Below are 13,995 nucleotides of genomic sequence, written 5' to 3' on the forward strand. Positions count from 1 at the left end.
ATTTAGACATACTAGTCTTTTATTATTGAAGTCGAATAAGCGAAGCGTAATGAGGACTTTCTTACAACAGGACGTTGCGAGGATGGGAGAGGCAAATGCGAATTAAACCTGACGATAACTGGCGCTGGTATTTCTGTGACGAGCACGATCGTATGATGCTCGATTTAGCCAATGGCATGTTATTTCGTTCTCGTTTTGCGCGTCGGATGCTGACTCCGGATGCCTTTACTAATACCGGCTTTTGCGTTGATGACGCTGCTCTTTATTTCTCCTTTGAAGAAAAGTGCCGCGATCTCGAATTGTCCAAAGAACAACGTGCTGAACTGGTGCTGAATGCGCTGGTGGCGATCCGCTTCCTCAAACCTCAGATGCCAAAAAGCTGGCACTTTCTTACCCACGGCGAGAGCTGGCTGCCGCTTACCGGCGATGCCGTTTGCGCCAGCCTCAGCGAGAGCGCCGAACAGGTGAATTTGCTGGTGGTCGAACCGGGTGACAACGCCGCGCTGTGCTTGCTGGCCCAGCCGGGCGTGACGATTGCCGGGCGCACCATGCAGCTGGGCGACCCGATCAAAGTGATGAACGACAGGCTTAAACCTCAACCGCTGAGCAGCAGTTTCAGCCTTGAGCAGGCGGTTTAAGCCTCGAGCTGTAACGAGGTTTTGGGTATACAGCTGCAGCACAAAATAGTGCCGTCACCGCCAATTGCCGATTTCTTCAATGCACTGACTTCCCCATCGACCAGCATGATGCGACAGTATCCGCAAATACCGGCTCGACACGAGTAGGGGATGCGAATGCCTGCTTGTTCAAGCTGCTCCAGTAACACTTGCTGATTGTTGCCGCGAAGCGTTTGCCCCTGCCACTGGATCGTCACCGCTGTTTCCGGCTGTACTTCCACTACTGTTATTTCTTCTTCTGCACCTGCACCGTAGAGCCGACCGGGTGCGATGGCGAGAATTTCTACTTCATCGCCAACGCGAATCACGCCGCTGGAGCGGGGGATCAGATTCTGACCGAAATCGACATCGCCGTTATCCTGCGCGGTACGGAACGACTGCAAGGTTTTTAGCGGCTCGCCGGAAGGGTGCTTCTGACCTTTTTCCGGGCTGACGGTGGTAAAGATGCAGCGGCTGCAGGGTTTAACCACGTCAAAAATCACGCTGCCAATGCGGATCACTTTCCAGGTATCTTCTTCCCAGGCCGCGCTGCCTGTCACCACCAGATTTGGCCGGAACTGCTCCATTTGCACGCTGGCCGGGCAGCGGTTTTGCAGGTCGCGCAGAGACGATTCGCTGGTCAGCAGGAACGGGAATCCATCGGCAAACGACAGCGGCACTGCGGCAAACTTGTTTACGCGGCGCGTCAGTTCGGGTCCCACCCAGCGTAACTGGACCGGGCGCGAAAAATAGTTGCTGAGCCAGAGGTTAATCTCATCGGGCGCAATGCGGGCGGTGAAATGATTTCCCCACACTTCGGTGGGCGCATCAACTGGCGCAAAATCGCTGAAGCGAACAATACTACTGGAACCGTCTGGCGCGGTGAGGTGCAGACCATCCTGAACCGGTACCGGAGTAAAGCGCACCATCTGCGGGAACTGGCGGGCGGTGATGAATGTGCCGTCGGGTTCGGTCACCATAAAAATGCGATCAAAGGCAAAACCGCTGGCATCTGCAAGGGCATGAGTGAGCCCAATTCCGCGCATTGATTTGACCGGATGAATGAAAAGCCTGGATAACGTCGCCACGGCACAGTTCCTGAAATGAAAATAAGCCTTCAACTTTATGACATAGAGCCCAGATTGGCTATAATGCGCAGCAATTTTCTAAGAGTAATAAGTGACGATATGAATTCTCTGTTTGCCAGTACGGCCCGCGGGCTGGAAGAGCTGTTAAAAACTGAACTGGAAAACCTGGGCGCGCAAGAGTGCCAGGTGGTTCAGGGTGGGGTCCATTTTCAGGGCGACACACGGCTTATTTACCAGAGCCTGATGTGGAGTCGCCTGGCCTCACGCATCATGTTGCCGATGAGAGAGTGCAAGGTATACAGCGATCTCGATCTTTACCTGGGCGTGCAGACAATCAACTGGACAGAGATTTTCGCGCCAGGTGCTACCTTCGCGGTGCACTTCAGTGGCCTGAACGACGAGATCCGCAACAGTCAGTACGGTGCGCTGAAGGTGAAAGATGCCATCGTCGACAGCTTTACCCGTAAAAATCTGGAGCGCCCGAACGTCGATCGCGAAAACCCGGATCTGCGTATCAACGTGCGTCTGAACAAAGAGACGGCCAGTATCGCGCTGGATCTGTGCGGCGAAGGCCTGCATCAGCGTGGCTACCGCGATCGTGCGGGGATCGCGCCCATCAAAGAGACCCTGGCGGCCGCCATTGTCATGCGCTCCGGCTGGCAGCCTGGTACGCCGATGCTGGATCCGATGTGCGGTTCCGGCACGCTGCTGATCGAAGCAGCGATGTTAGCCACCGACCGCGCGCCGGGTCTGCATCGCGGCCAGTGGGGCTTTAAGGGCTGGGCACAGCACGACGAAGCGGTCTGGCAGGAAGTGAAGGCCGAAGCGCAGACGCGTGCGCGTCTGGGACTGGCAGCCTATGAAGCTCATTTCTACGGCTCCGACAGCGATGCTCGCGTGATTGAAAGCGCCCGCAGCAACGCCCGTCGCGCTGGTATTGCCGATCTGGTGACCTTCGAGGTGAAGGACGTAGCACAGCTCACCAATCCGCTGCCAAAGGGCCCGTACGGCACGGTGATCAGCAACCCACCTTACGGCGAACGTCTGGACAGCGAACCGGCACTGATTGCTTTGCACAGCCTGCTGGGTCGCACCGTGAAAGACTACTTTGGCGGCTGGAACCTGTCGCTGTTCAGTGGTTCGCCAGAACTGCTGAGCTGCCTGCAGCTGCGCGCCGAACGCCAGTTCAAAGCCAAAAACGGCCCGCTGGACTGCGTGCAGAAGAACTACCATCTGACGGAAAAAGAGGCCGACAGCAAGCCTTCCAGCGTGGCGGAAGATTACGCTAACCGTCTGCGCAAGAATCTGAAGAAATACGAAAAATGGGCGAAGCAGGAGAAACTTGAATGCTATCGCATCTATGACGCCGACCTGCCGGAATACAACGTGGCGGTCGATCGTTACGGCGAGTGGGTGGTGGTGCAGGAATATGCCCCGCCAAAAACCGTCGATCCACAAAAAGCGCGTCAGCGTATGCTCGACATTATCGCTGCCACCATCAGCGTGCTGAATATCGCCCCGAACAAGTTGATCCTCAAAACCCGTGAGCGTCAGAAGGGCAAAAATCAGTATGAGAAGATGAACAGCAAGGGCGAGTTTATCGAAGTGGGCGAATACAATGCGCGCCTGTGGGTCAACCTGACTGATTATCTCGATACCGGTCTGTTCCTCGACCACCGTATCGCCCGCCGCATGCTGGGGCAGATGAGTAAGGGTAAAGACTTCCTCAACCTCTTTGCTTACACCGGCAGCGCCAGCGTTCACGCAGGTCTGGGCGGGGCGCGTACCACCACCACCGTGGATATGTCCCGTACCTATCTGGAGTGGGCAGAGCGCAACCTGCGCCTTAACGGCCTGACCGGGAAGGCGCATCGCCTGCTGCAGGCCGACGTACTGGGCTGGTTGCGTGAGTCTGACGAGCAGTTCGACCTGATCTTTATCGATCCGCCGACCTTCTCCAACTCCAAGCGCATGGAAGAGTCTTTTGACGTCCAGCGCGACCACCTGGCGCTGATGAAAGATCTCAAACGTATGCTGCGTAAAGGCGGCACGATTATGTTCTCGAACAACAAGCGCGGCTTCCGCATGGATCATGAGGGACTGGCAGAACTGGGACTGAAAGCACAAGAAATCAGTCAAAAAACGTTATCCCAGGATTTTGCCCGTAACCGTCAGATCCACAACTGCTGGCTGATTACCGCCGCCTGAAAGGAAAAGTAAATGTCATTAATTAGTATGCATGGTGCATGGCTGTCATTCAGTGATTCACCGCTTCTCGATAATACTGAACTGCACATCGAAGACAATGAACGCGTGTGTCTGGTGGGTCGTAACGGCGCGGGCAAATCGACGCTGATGAAGATCCTGAACCGTGAACAGGGTCTGGATGACGGACGTATTATTTACGAGCAAGACCTGATTGTTTCTCGTTTGCAGCAGGATCCGCCGCGTAACGTCGCGGGCAGCGTGTATGATTTTGTGGCTGAAGGGATCTCTGAGCAGGCCGAGTATCTGAAGGGCTATCACGAGATTTCGCACCTGGTGATGACCGACCCAAGCGAAAAAAACCTCAATGAAATGGCGCGTCTCCAGGACCTGCTCGATCATCATGGTCTCTGGCAGCTTGAAAGTCGCATCACCGAAGTTCTGGAGCAGTTAGGTCTGGAAGCGGACACCGAACTGGCATCACTCTCCGGCGGCTGGCTGCGTAAAGCCGCGTTGGGTCGTGCGCTGGTCAGTGGTCCGAAAGTGCTGTTACTTGACGAACCGACCAACCACCTGGATATCGAAGCGATCGACTGGCTGGAAGGGTTCCTCAAAACCTTTAACGGCACCCTTATCTTTATTTCGCATGACCGTTCATTCATTCGCAATATGGCCACCCGTATTGTCGATCTCGACCGCGGCAAGCTGGTGACCTATCCGGGTGATTACGACACATATCTGTTGGAAAAAGAAGAAAATCTGCGCGTAGAAGATCTGCAAAATGCCGAGTTTGACCGCAAGCTGGCGCAGGAAGAAGTCTGGATCCGTCAGGGCATCAAAGCACGTCGTACCCGTAACGAAGGCCGCGTGCGTGCACTGAAAGCCATGCGTAATGAGCGCAGTGAGCGTCGTGAAGTGATGGGCACTGCGAAAATGCAGGTGGAAGAAGCGTCTCGCTCCGGCAAGATTGTCTTCGAGATGGAGAACGTTGATTACCAGGTAGATGGCAAAGTCCTGGTGAAAGATTTTTCTGCTCAGGTACAGCGTGGTGACAAAATTGCGCTTATCGGCCCGAACGGCTGTGGCAAAACCACGCTGCTGAAGCTGATGCTGAGCCAGTTGCAGGCCGACAGCGGACGCGTCCATTGCGGTACCAAACTTGAAGTGGCGTACTTTGACCAGCACCGTGCGGAACTTGATCCGGACAGAACGGTGATGGACAACCTCGCGGAAGGCAAACAGGAAGTATTGGTAAACGGCAAACCACGCCATGTGCTGGGCTACCTGCAGGACTTCCTGTTCCATCCAAAACGGGCAATGACCCCTGTTCGCGCCCTGTCAGGTGGAGAGCGTAACCGTCTGTTATTGGCGCGTTTGTTCCTGAAACCCAGCAACCTGTTGATTCTCGATGAACCGACGAACGATCTTGATGTAGAAACGCTGGAACTTCTTGAAGAACTGATTGATAGTTACCAGGGCACCGTAATGCTGGTCAGCCACGATCGTCAGTTCGTGGATAACACCGTTACCGAGTGCTGGATCTTCGAAGGTGCGGGCAGAATTGATCGCTATGTGGGCGGTTACCACGATGCCCGTGGCCAACAGGCTCAATCACTGGCGACGAAACAGTCAAAATCGAAAGCCGATGCGGAAGTCGCTGTTACAAAAGCAGAAACTGTCAAACGTGCCAGTAGCAAACTAAGCTATAACCTGCAGCGCGAACTGGAAGGCCTGCCGCAGCGTCTGGAAGAGCTCGAAGCTAACCTCGAAAGTTTGCAGGCTCAGGTAGCCGATGCTTCATTCTTTACCCAGTCGCATGACTATACTCAAAAAGTCCTGGCGGATATGGCGCAGGCTGAAAAGGCGCTGGAAGAAGCATTTGAACGCTGGGAGTATCTTGAGGCTCTGAAAAACGGCGCATAAGTGAAACATGGAGCCAGTATGTGTGAACATCACCATGCCGATCGGCATATTTTATGCTCACAGTGCGACATGCTCGTGGCGCTACCCGCGCTCGAGCATGGACACAAAGCGGCATGCCCGCGATGCGGGGCAACGCTGACAACTGAGTGGGATGCGCCGCGGCAGCGTCCCACTGCTTATGCTATTGCCGCGCTGTTCATGCTATTGCTCTCCAATCTTTTCCCCTTTATTAACATGAAGGTGGGCGGGATCACCAGCGAAGTGAATTTGCTCGAGATACCTGGCGTAATGTTCTCGGAAGATTACGCCAGCCTCGGTACCTTCTTCCTGCTGTTCGTCCAGATTGTCCCGGCGTTTTGCCTGGTCGTGATCTTACTGCTGGTGAACCGTGTACCGCTGCCCGTGACGCTGAAAATTAAACTGGCTCGTATCTTGTTCCAGCTGAAAAGCTGGGGGATGGCGGAGATTTTCCTTGCCGGTATTCTGGTGAGCTTCGTGAAGCTGATGGCCTACGGTGACGTGGGCGTCGGCAGCAGCTTTATCCCCTGGTGTCTTTACTGCGTCCTGCAATTACGTGCGTTTCAGTGCGTGGATCGTCGCTGGGCATGGGACGATATCGCTCCTGCACCTGTGCTGGCGCAACCTCTTCAAGCGGGCGTGCCGGGTATTAACCAGAATCTGCGCTTATGCCCCTGCTGTACGGCTATCCTTCCGGCCGACCAGGAGGTTTGCCCGCGCTGCGAGACCAAAGGGCACGTGCGGCGTAAAAACAGCGTTCAGTGGACCATGGCGCTGCTTATCACCTCCATCATTCTCTATCTTCCCGCCAATATCCTGCCGATTATGATCACCGATTTACTGGGCGACAAAATGCCTTCGACCATCATGGCCGGGGTCGTCCTGCTCTGGGGGGAAGGGTCTTATCCCGTGGCGCTGGTCATTTTTATCGCCAGTATCATGGTGCCCACGCTCAAAATGATAGCGATCGCCTGGCTATGCTGGGATGCCAATGGGCACGGCAGGCGCGACAGCGAGCGCATGCATCTGATTTATGAGGTAGTTGAATTTGTCGGACGTTGGTCAATGATTGACGTATTTGTGATTGCCGTCCTCTCTGCGCTGGTGCGTATGGGTGGATTAATGAGTATCTATCCCGCCATCGGTGCGGTGATGTTTGCATTGGTCGTTGTGATGACAATGTTTGCGGCCATGACCTTTGACCCACGTTTATCGTGGGATCGTGAGCCCGAGTCGAGCCATGAGGAAGAGTATAAGCATGGAAAATAAGAGTGGAGAGGCGAAAGTGCAGAAGGTCAAAAACTGGTCGCCGGTGTGGATCTTCCCCATCGTGACTGCGCTGATCGGTGCATGGATCCTGTTTTATCACTACAGCCATCAGGGGCCGGAAGTTACGCTGATCACCACCAATGCCGAGGGGATTGAAGGGGGCAAAACGACCATCAAGAGCCGCAGTGTGGATGTCGGTGTGGTGGAGAGTGCGACCCTGACTGACGATCTGACGCATGTTGAGATCAAGGCCCGTCTGAATGCCGGTATGGAAAAGCTCCTGCACGGTGATTCCGTCTTCTGGGTGGTAAAGCCGCAGGTGGGGCGTGAAGGGATCAGCGGGCTGGGTACGCTGCTTTCCGGGGCCTACATTGAGCTGCAGCCTGGCGCAAAAGGGAGCCAGCCGGTGCAATATCAACTGCTGGATTCACCACCGCTGGCGCCGCCGGATGCGAAGGGAATACGGGTGATCCTCGACAGTAAAAAAGCCGGTCAGCTGAGTCCGGGCGACCCGGTGCTGTTCCGCGGCTATCGCGTCGGCTCGGTGGAAACCAGCACTTTTGATACCCAAAAACGCGCTATCAGCTACCAGTTGTTTATTAACGCGCCAAACGATCGCCTCGTCACCGGTAACGTGCGTTTCTGGAAAGACAGCGGTATCGCTGTCGATTTAACGTCTGCGGGGATGCGCGTTGAGATGGGGTCACTCTCGACGCTGTTCGGCGGGGGCGTCAGCTTTGACGTTCCGGAAGGGATGGACCTGGGTCAACCGGTGGCGCAGAAGACGGCGTTCCGGCTGTATGACGACCAGAAGAGTATTCAGGATTCGCTGTATACCGACCATATCGATTACCTGATGTTCTTTAAAGATTCTGTCCGCGGTCTGCAGCCGGGGGCACCGGTTGAATTCCGTGGCATTCGCCTTGGGACCGTTGGCAAAGTACCGTTCTTCGCGCCAGGCATGCGTCAGGTGCTGGATGACGATTACCGCATCCCGGTACTGATTCGTATTGAGCCGGAACGTCTGATTAATCAGGTAGGCGATACGCCGGACATTGCCCAGCATCTGGACAGTCTGATGAAACGCGGCCTGCGCGGCTCCCTCAAAACCGGTAACCTGGTGACCGGGGCGCTGTACGTAGATATGGACTTCTTCCCGAAAGAACCGCCAGTTGCCCAGTTGCGCGAGTTTGGCGGCTATAAAATCATCCCAACGGTGAGCAGCGGTCTGGCGCAAATCCAGCAACGACTGATGGAAACGCTGGATAAAATCAACGGTCTGCCGCTGAACCCGATGATTGAACAGGCGACCCACACGCTCAATGAAAGCCAGGCGACGATGCGCCGTCTGCAGACGACGCTGGATAATCTGAACAAGATCACCGCCAACCAGTCGATGCAGAAACTGCCAGAAGACATGCAAAAGACGCTGCGTGAGCTGAATCGCAGTATGCAGGGCTTCCAGCCAGGTTCTGCCGCTTACAACAAGATGGTGGCGGATATGCAGCGCCTGGATCAGGTTCTGCGTGAACTGCAGCCGGTGCTGAAGACGCTGAACACCAAGAGCAATGCGCTGGTATTCGAAGCGAAAGACAAAAAGGACCCTGAGCCGAAGGGGGCTAAATAATGAAAAAATGGTTAACGATCGCTGCTGCAGTGCTTCTGACCGCCTGCAGTTCCGGCGCAGATAACAAAAGTTATTATCAGCTGCCGGTGGCAACCCAGTCGGGCGGTAAAAGTATGGCCAGTCAGGGAAACCGTCTGCTGTGGGTTGAGCAGGTGGCGGTACCTGATTACCTTGCGGGCAATGGCGTGGTGTATCAAACCAGCGATGTGCAATATGTCATCGCCAACAACAACCTGTGGGCCAGCCCGCTAGATCAGCAGCTGCGCAATACGCTGGTTGCCAATCTCAGCAGTCAGCTGCCGGGATGGGTCGTTGCATCACAGCCTCTGGGCAGCGATCAGGATACCCTGAGCGTCAATGTGACGGCTTTCCATGGGCGCTATGACGGTAGCGTAGTGGTCAGCGGCGAGTGGCTGCTGAATCACCAGGGGCAGCTGATGAAACGGCCTTTCCATCTGGAAATGAAGCAGAAAAACGATGGCTACGATGAGATGGTGAAGGTATTGGCGCAGGGGTGGGCTCAAGAGTCCGCCAGCATTGCTAAAGAGATTTCCCGGCTGCCATAAGTAAAATTCATCACGCCAGGCCGCAATTTGCTTGATGCTAATTGCGGCCTTTTTTTTGGTTTGAGCTCAGACCGTTACTTGTGCCGTATCACAAATTTTGTACAAATGAACTTATGAGTAGCTCACAAATATGACGCTGGTATGAATTTTGTACATTGACGAGGAGCGGGATTCAGGGTATTCGTTATCTGTGATTGCATGATTTGTAATCATTGTTTTCTTTTCCACCAGATCAAATAATGAGGGAAACGAGGCATGAAGAGACAGAAACGAGATCGCCTGGAAAGGGCTCATCAACGTGGTTATCAAGCTGGCATCGCCGGACGTTCTAAAGAAATGTGTCCCTATCAGACTTTGAATCAAAGGTCGTACTGGTTGGGGGGCTGGCGAGAAGCCATTGGAGACAGGGCAGTAATTGCTTGATAGCGTCTCTTTAAAAAAAGAAACCTCCGCAGTGCGGAGGTTTCGCTGTTTTATGCTTCGGAAAAAGCAAAAATCAGAATGCAGAAGTATCCTGGAACAGACCCACTTTCAGATCGGTTGCGGCGTAAATCAGACGACCGTCGACCAGCACTTCGCCATCCGCCAGGCCCATGATCAGGCGACGGTTAACAATGCGTTTGAAGTGAATACGGTAGGTAACTTTTTTCGCAGTTGGCAGAACCTGACCAGTGAATTTAACTTCACCCACGCCCAGCGCACGGCCTTTGCCTTCGCCGCCCAGCCAGCCGAGGTAAAAACCAACCAGCTGCCACATCGCGTCCAGACCCAGGCAACCTGGCATTACCGGATCGCCAATGAAATGGCAACCAAAGAACCACAGGTCCGGGTTGATATCGAGCTCTGCTTCTACGTAACCCTTATCGAAGTTGCCGCCGGTTTCCGTCATCTTCACGACACGGTCCATCATCAGCATGTTCGGGGCCGGTAACTGTGGGCCTTTAGCGCCAAACAGTTCACCGCGACCAGAGGCAAGAAGATCTTCTTTAGTATAGGATTCGCGTTTATCTACCATGTTCTCAGTAAGCCTTATTTTAGTGAAGGACGCAGGATAGCTAACACGTGTACGCTGAACAAGTCCGATCAGTTAGGACTGAACCAGTTCAACCAGCGTAACGGCCAGGGATAACGATGGCGTGCATCCTGCTGCGTTGCCTGCGCAATACGTTCCTGAATAACGTGCATCAGCGTTGTCTGCCCCTCGACATCCCACTCCAGGTTTGTCAGTAAGGGTAGTGCATCTGCAATTTCTTCGATGGCCCACAGGCTGAATTGTTCCTCTTCTACCGCCGTCAGTAACGCCTGGCTAAGACTGAGGTGGCGCACGTTGGCGACGGGAATAATTACGCCCTGTTTACCGCTCAGACCACGCTGTTGGCAAACGTTAAAGAAGCCTTCGATCTTCTCATTCAGACCGCCTACGGGCTGCGCTCGACCAAACTGATCGACAGAACCGGTAATGGCAATACTCTGATTAATCGGGACATCGGCCAGCGCACTAATCACCGCACACAGCTCTGCCATCGAGGCGCTGTCGCCATCGACTTCGCTGTAGGACTGTTCAAAGGTCAGCGAAGCACTGAAAGGGATCTGCTGCTCAAGCTGCAGTTCCGCCATCAGGTAAGCCTGCATGATCATCATGCCTTTGGCATGAATGTTACCGCCCAGTTCGGCTTTACGCTCGACATCAATAAACTCGCCATCACCGATGTGCACCACGCAGCTAATGCGTGATGGCTCGCCGAAGGCACGCGGGTGCCCCGGAAACTCAATCACTGACAGGGCATTGATTTGGCCAATGCGTTCGCCTTCGGTTTCAACCAGAATCTGCTCAAGCAGAATTTCGTCCTGCATACGGTCGGCGAGGTAGCCTTCGCGCCATTCACGCTGCAGCAGCATCTGGGCTAATTGTTCACCGTTAAAGGTGCTGTCTTCGGTCAGCGCGGCGACTTCACGCAGCTGTTTGCCAAGCCAAAGCGGACACAGTGGCAAGGTATCCTGATCGCCGGTATAGCGAACGGCTTCGCGGATCAGTACAGGCCACGCATCACCAGCAGGTGAGGGCAACTGAGCACGTTCGCTGACGGCGTTGACCCACTGCATCCACTGCAGCATATCCTCGGCATCTGCAATCTGAACGCTGTCTTCAAACTCGCTGTAAACCCCCTGAGCGGCAAGCTCAGGCTCCATATCCTGGAAATCTGCCAGCGCATCACGGTCGCCGACCAGCACCACTTTCAATGACAGCGGCATAGACGGCACTGAAACCGGAAGCGGACGCGACTCATCGAATGCGACCCAGTCAAAGCGCTGCTGGTTTATGGTATTTTTCAGACGCATCCACAGTAAAGGCTGTGCAAGCAGGGTGCGCAGAGAAACAATCAGCACGCCGCCGTTCGCCTGATGGATTAGACCGGGATGCAGCGTTAATTCACCGTTAAACTGACGCAGGCAGCCGAACAGCTGTTCTGCTTCTGCCCAGCCAGCAGACACGATGCTACCCGTTACCGCAAAACGGCCGTCGGCAAGTGTGGCGGGTTCAAAGGTGACAGTGCGTCCGTTGATGGCATACTCACCACCAAAGACCGTATGAGTCTCTGGCTGCAGCTGCCGCATGGCATCAGCCAGAAGATTCAGATACTCCGCTTCGTCTGGCGCTTTCAGCAACATAAATGGCGAGGTTGCCCATGGACTTAATACTTGCTCCATCGCGTAATGCAAACGCGGCTGTGTATCGCTGAGTAAGTATTCGTGTTCTTTCGCGAGATCTGGCTGTGTAAACAGTTCCTGATAGCTTTCTGTATCCGGAACCAGGTCACGCCATGTAAGTTTCGTAATGGTCAAAGTTGATGTTTTTTAGTCAGATGTAAAACGATGGAGTATACCGTAAGGCGCAGGCTCTGCCCATGAGTGAATCGGAGATTACCGTGACGAATGCGTCACCGGCAGCCGCAAGATATGATTTCTTTTCAGCAGATTGCCAAAAAACTGATATTCTGAACACAGTTACACGGTCACATTGGGATCGCAATGAAATACCAACAACTGGAAAACCTCGAAAGCGGCTGGAAATGGAAGTATCTGGTCAAAAAACACCGTGAAGGGGAATTGATCACGTGCTACCTCGAAGCCAGTGCTGCAAATGACGCTGTAGATTTATTGCTGACCCTCGAAAATGATCCGGTTCAGGTGAACAGCTGGATAGAACAACACATTAATCCAGCGCTGCTGAACCGCATGAAGCAGACTATCCGCGCGAGGCGAAAACGGCATTTTAATGCTGAACATCAGCATACCCGCAAAAAGTCGATCGATCTGGAATATATGGTGTGGCAACGGCTGGCAGGGCTTGCCCAACGCCGGGGCAAAACCTTGTCAGAAACAATCGTGCAATTGATTGAAGATGCCGAGCATAAAGAGAAGTACGCCAGCCAGATGTCATCGCTTAAGACCGATCTTGAGGCCATGCTGGGTAAAAAGTAGGGTGTTCACTTTCTTACAGGCAATAAAAAACCCCGCATAAGGCGGGGTTTTTTTAAAGACGATAACTTATGCCGCTGGCTGAGTTACAACGTCTTTAACGCCTTTAACTTCGATCTCTACGCGACGATCTGGGCCCAGGCATTCGATCAGCGCTGGACGCGCCTTCACGTTGTCACAGGTGTTGCCAGTAACTGGGTTAGATTCGCCCATACCACGTGCGGAGATCTTGTTGCTTGGGATACCTTTAGAGATCAGGTAATCAACAACAGACTGTGCACGTTTCTCGGACAGACCCTGGTTGTAAGCGTCAGAACCGATACGGTCGGTGAAGCCCAGAACCACAACAGAACCGTCTTTCGGATCCAGGTTGCTCAGCTGAGAGTACATCTGATCCAGTGCCTGCTGGCCTTCTGGTTTCAGAGTCGCTTTGTTGAAGTTGAACAGAACGTCAGACTTCAGAGTGAAGTGCTTGGTCTGTACTTCTGGCGCTGGAGCTGGAGCTGGAGCAACAACTGGTGCCATATCTTCCTGCTGGCCGAAACGGTAGGAAACACCTACGCTCAGCAGGCCGTTGTCTGGACGGGTACCCACGGTGTTTGCATCACCGATGTTGTTGGTCCACTGGTATTCCAGACGGGTAGCGATGTCACGAGTTACCGCATATTCTAAGCCGCCAGCAAATACTGGGGATACGCCGGTGTCGTGATCTTTGAAGGATGCGCCGCCAGGAGTGTTAGCTTTAGCATCAGCACGCCAAACCATACCACCCAGACGCGTGTAGATGTCCAGTTGGTCGTTGATTGGGTAACCCAGTTTAGCGGTCAGCTGAACGCCCTGAGCTTTGAATGCGCCATTGATGTTGTCGCCTTTGTACGGCATACGGCCTAACCAGTCGTAGCCCATTTCGAAGCCAACGTACGGGTTAACCTGGTAGCCACCAAACGCACCAGCACCAAGCTGATTTTCGTGGGTTGGACCGTTGTTGTTGATAAAACCAGTATCGTGGAACTGAGACCAGCCCAGTTTAGCACCAGTATACCAGGTGTTATCTTTCGGAGCGGCCTGCGCTACGGTAGCGAAACCTGCCAGTGCCACTGCAATCGCGATAGCTGTCTTTTTCATTTTTGCGCCTCGTTATCATCCAAAAATCGCCATGAGAA

At 53.9% G+C, this 13,995-nt stretch carries 12 protein-coding genes; 8 read left to right on the forward strand and 4 right to left on the reverse strand.

All coding sequences use genetic code 11. The annotated features are described in order from the left end of the window. The first annotated feature begins 95 nt into the window (after nt 1-95). Nucleotides 96-638 (forward strand): cell division protein ZapC, encoded by a 543-nt coding sequence (zapC, locus tag M8013_RS19605; RefSeq protein WP_271269448.1) that lies wholly within the window; start codon nt 96-98, stop codon nt 636-638. On the opposite strand, the gene M8013_RS19610 is transcribed toward zapC, so the two are convergent. After that, nucleotides 635-1,744: a YcbX family protein gene (locus M8013_RS19610; RefSeq protein ID WP_271269449.1), complete on the reverse strand. Its 1,110-nt coding sequence runs from the start codon at nt 1,742-1,744 to the stop codon at nt 635-637. The genes zapC and M8013_RS19610 overlap by 4 nt on opposite strands. A 99-nt stretch (nt 1,745-1,843) precedes the next feature. Between M8013_RS19610 and rlmKL the strand changes: the two genes are divergently transcribed. The 6 genes from rlmKL (at nt 1,844) to rmf (ending at nt 9,775) form a co-directional block, all read left to right on the forward strand. After that, on the forward strand, nt 1,844-3,952 hold the full coding sequence (gene rlmKL / locus M8013_RS19615; protein WP_271269450.1) for a bifunctional 23S rRNA (guanine(2069)-N(7))-methyltransferase RlmK/23S rRNA (guanine(2445)-N(2))-methyltransferase RlmL: 2,109 nt from the start codon (nt 1,844-1,846) through the stop codon (nt 3,950-3,952). Nucleotides 3,953-3,964: 12 nt separating this feature from the next. Then, nucleotides 3,965-5,872 (forward strand): ABC transporter ATP-binding protein, encoded by a 1,908-nt coding sequence (locus M8013_RS19620; protein ID WP_271269451.1) that lies wholly within the window; start codon nt 3,965-3,967, stop codon nt 5,870-5,872. Nucleotides 5,873-5,890: 18 nt separating this feature from the next. Next, nucleotides 5,891-7,159: a membrane integrity-associated transporter subunit PqiA gene (gene pqiA, locus M8013_RS19625; protein WP_271269452.1), complete on the forward strand. Its 1,269-nt coding sequence runs from the start codon at nt 5,891-5,893 to the stop codon at nt 7,157-7,159. Then, entirely contained in the window at nt 7,149-8,786 is a 1,638-nt protein-coding gene (pqiB, locus tag M8013_RS19630; RefSeq protein ID WP_271269453.1) for an intermembrane transport protein PqiB, read from the forward strand. The genes pqiA and pqiB overlap by 11 nt, the downstream gene beginning before the upstream one ends. Then, a complete protein-coding gene (gene pqiC / locus M8013_RS19635; RefSeq protein ID WP_271269454.1) occupies nt 8,786-9,352 on the forward strand; it encodes a membrane integrity-associated transporter subunit PqiC in 567 nt (188 codons plus the stop codon). The genes pqiB and pqiC overlap by 1 nt, the downstream gene beginning before the upstream one ends. A 255-nt stretch (nt 9,353-9,607) precedes the next feature. Continuing rightward, nucleotides 9,608-9,775, forward strand: coding sequence for a ribosome modulation factor (gene rmf / locus M8013_RS19640; RefSeq protein WP_271269455.1), 168 nt, complete (start codon nt 9,608-9,610; stop codon nt 9,773-9,775). A gap of 73 nt (nt 9,776-9,848) precedes the next feature. Here the strand turns inward: rmf and fabA are convergent, their stop codons facing one another. Further along, complete coding sequence (gene fabA, locus M8013_RS19645; RefSeq protein WP_271269456.1) at nt 9,849-10,367, reverse strand: 3-hydroxyacyl-[acyl-carrier-protein] dehydratase FabA; 519 nt, start codon at nt 10,365-10,367, stop codon at nt 9,849-9,851. Between the two features lie 68 nt (nt 10,368-10,435). Further along, the gene (locus M8013_RS19650) at nt 10,436-12,196 is read right to left on the reverse strand and encodes a Lon protease family protein (protein WP_271269457.1); all 1,761 of its coding nucleotides are present in this window, start codon (nt 12,194-12,196) and stop codon (nt 10,436-10,438) included. 186 nt (nt 12,197-12,382) lie between these two features. Between M8013_RS19650 and matP the strand changes: the two genes are divergently transcribed. Next, entirely contained in the window at nt 12,383-12,835 is a 453-nt protein-coding gene (matP, locus tag M8013_RS19655) for a macrodomain Ter protein MatP (protein WP_271269458.1), read from the forward strand. A 66-nt stretch (nt 12,836-12,901) separates the two neighbouring features. Here the strand turns inward: matP and ompA are convergent, their stop codons facing one another. After that, nucleotides 12,902-13,957, reverse strand: a complete 1,056-nt coding sequence (gene ompA, locus M8013_RS19660) for a porin OmpA (RefSeq protein ID WP_271269459.1) — start codon at nt 13,955-13,957, stop codon at nt 12,902-12,904. Nucleotides 13,958-13,995 lie beyond the last annotated feature (38 nt).

The sequence above is a fragment of the Silvania confinis genome, from assembly GCF_025564085.1.
In the GTDB taxonomy this organism is placed as follows: Bacteria; Pseudomonadota; Gammaproteobacteria; order Enterobacterales; family Enterobacteriaceae; genus Enterobacter; species Enterobacter confinis.

What these genes read in the sequence shown, in the direction of transcription:
- zapC (WP_271269448.1), top strand. Translation starts at nt 96, where the DNA reads ATGCGAATTAAACCTGACGATAACTGGCGCTGGTATTTCTGTGACGAG.
- rlmKL (WP_271269450.1), top strand. Translation starts at nt 1,844, where the DNA reads ATGAATTCTCTGTTTGCCAGTACGGCCCGCGGGCTGGAAGAGCTGTTA.
- M8013_RS19620 (WP_271269451.1), top strand. Translation starts at nt 3,965, where the DNA reads ATGTCATTAATTAGTATGCATGGTGCATGGCTGTCATTCAGTGATTCA.
- pqiA (WP_271269452.1), top strand. Translation starts at nt 5,891, where the DNA reads ATGTGTGAACATCACCATGCCGATCGGCATATTTTATGCTCACAGTGC.
- pqiB (WP_271269453.1), top strand. Translation starts at nt 7,149, where the DNA reads ATGGAAAATAAGAGTGGAGAGGCGAAAGTGCAGAAGGTCAAAAACTGG.
- pqiC (WP_271269454.1), top strand. Translation starts at nt 8,786, where the DNA reads ATGAAAAAATGGTTAACGATCGCTGCTGCAGTGCTTCTGACCGCCTGC.
- rmf (WP_271269455.1), top strand. Translation starts at nt 9,608, where the DNA reads ATGAAGAGACAGAAACGAGATCGCCTGGAAAGGGCTCATCAACGTGGT.
- fabA (WP_271269456.1), bottom strand. Translation starts at nt 10,367, where the DNA reads ATGGTAGATAAACGCGAATCCTATACTAAAGAAGATCTTCTTGCCTCT.
- matP (WP_271269458.1), top strand. Translation starts at nt 12,383, where the DNA reads ATGAAATACCAACAACTGGAAAACCTCGAAAGCGGCTGGAAATGGAAG.
- ompA (WP_271269459.1), bottom strand. Translation starts at nt 13,957, where the DNA reads ATGAAAAAGACAGCTATCGCGATTGCAGTGGCACTGGCAGGTTTCGCT.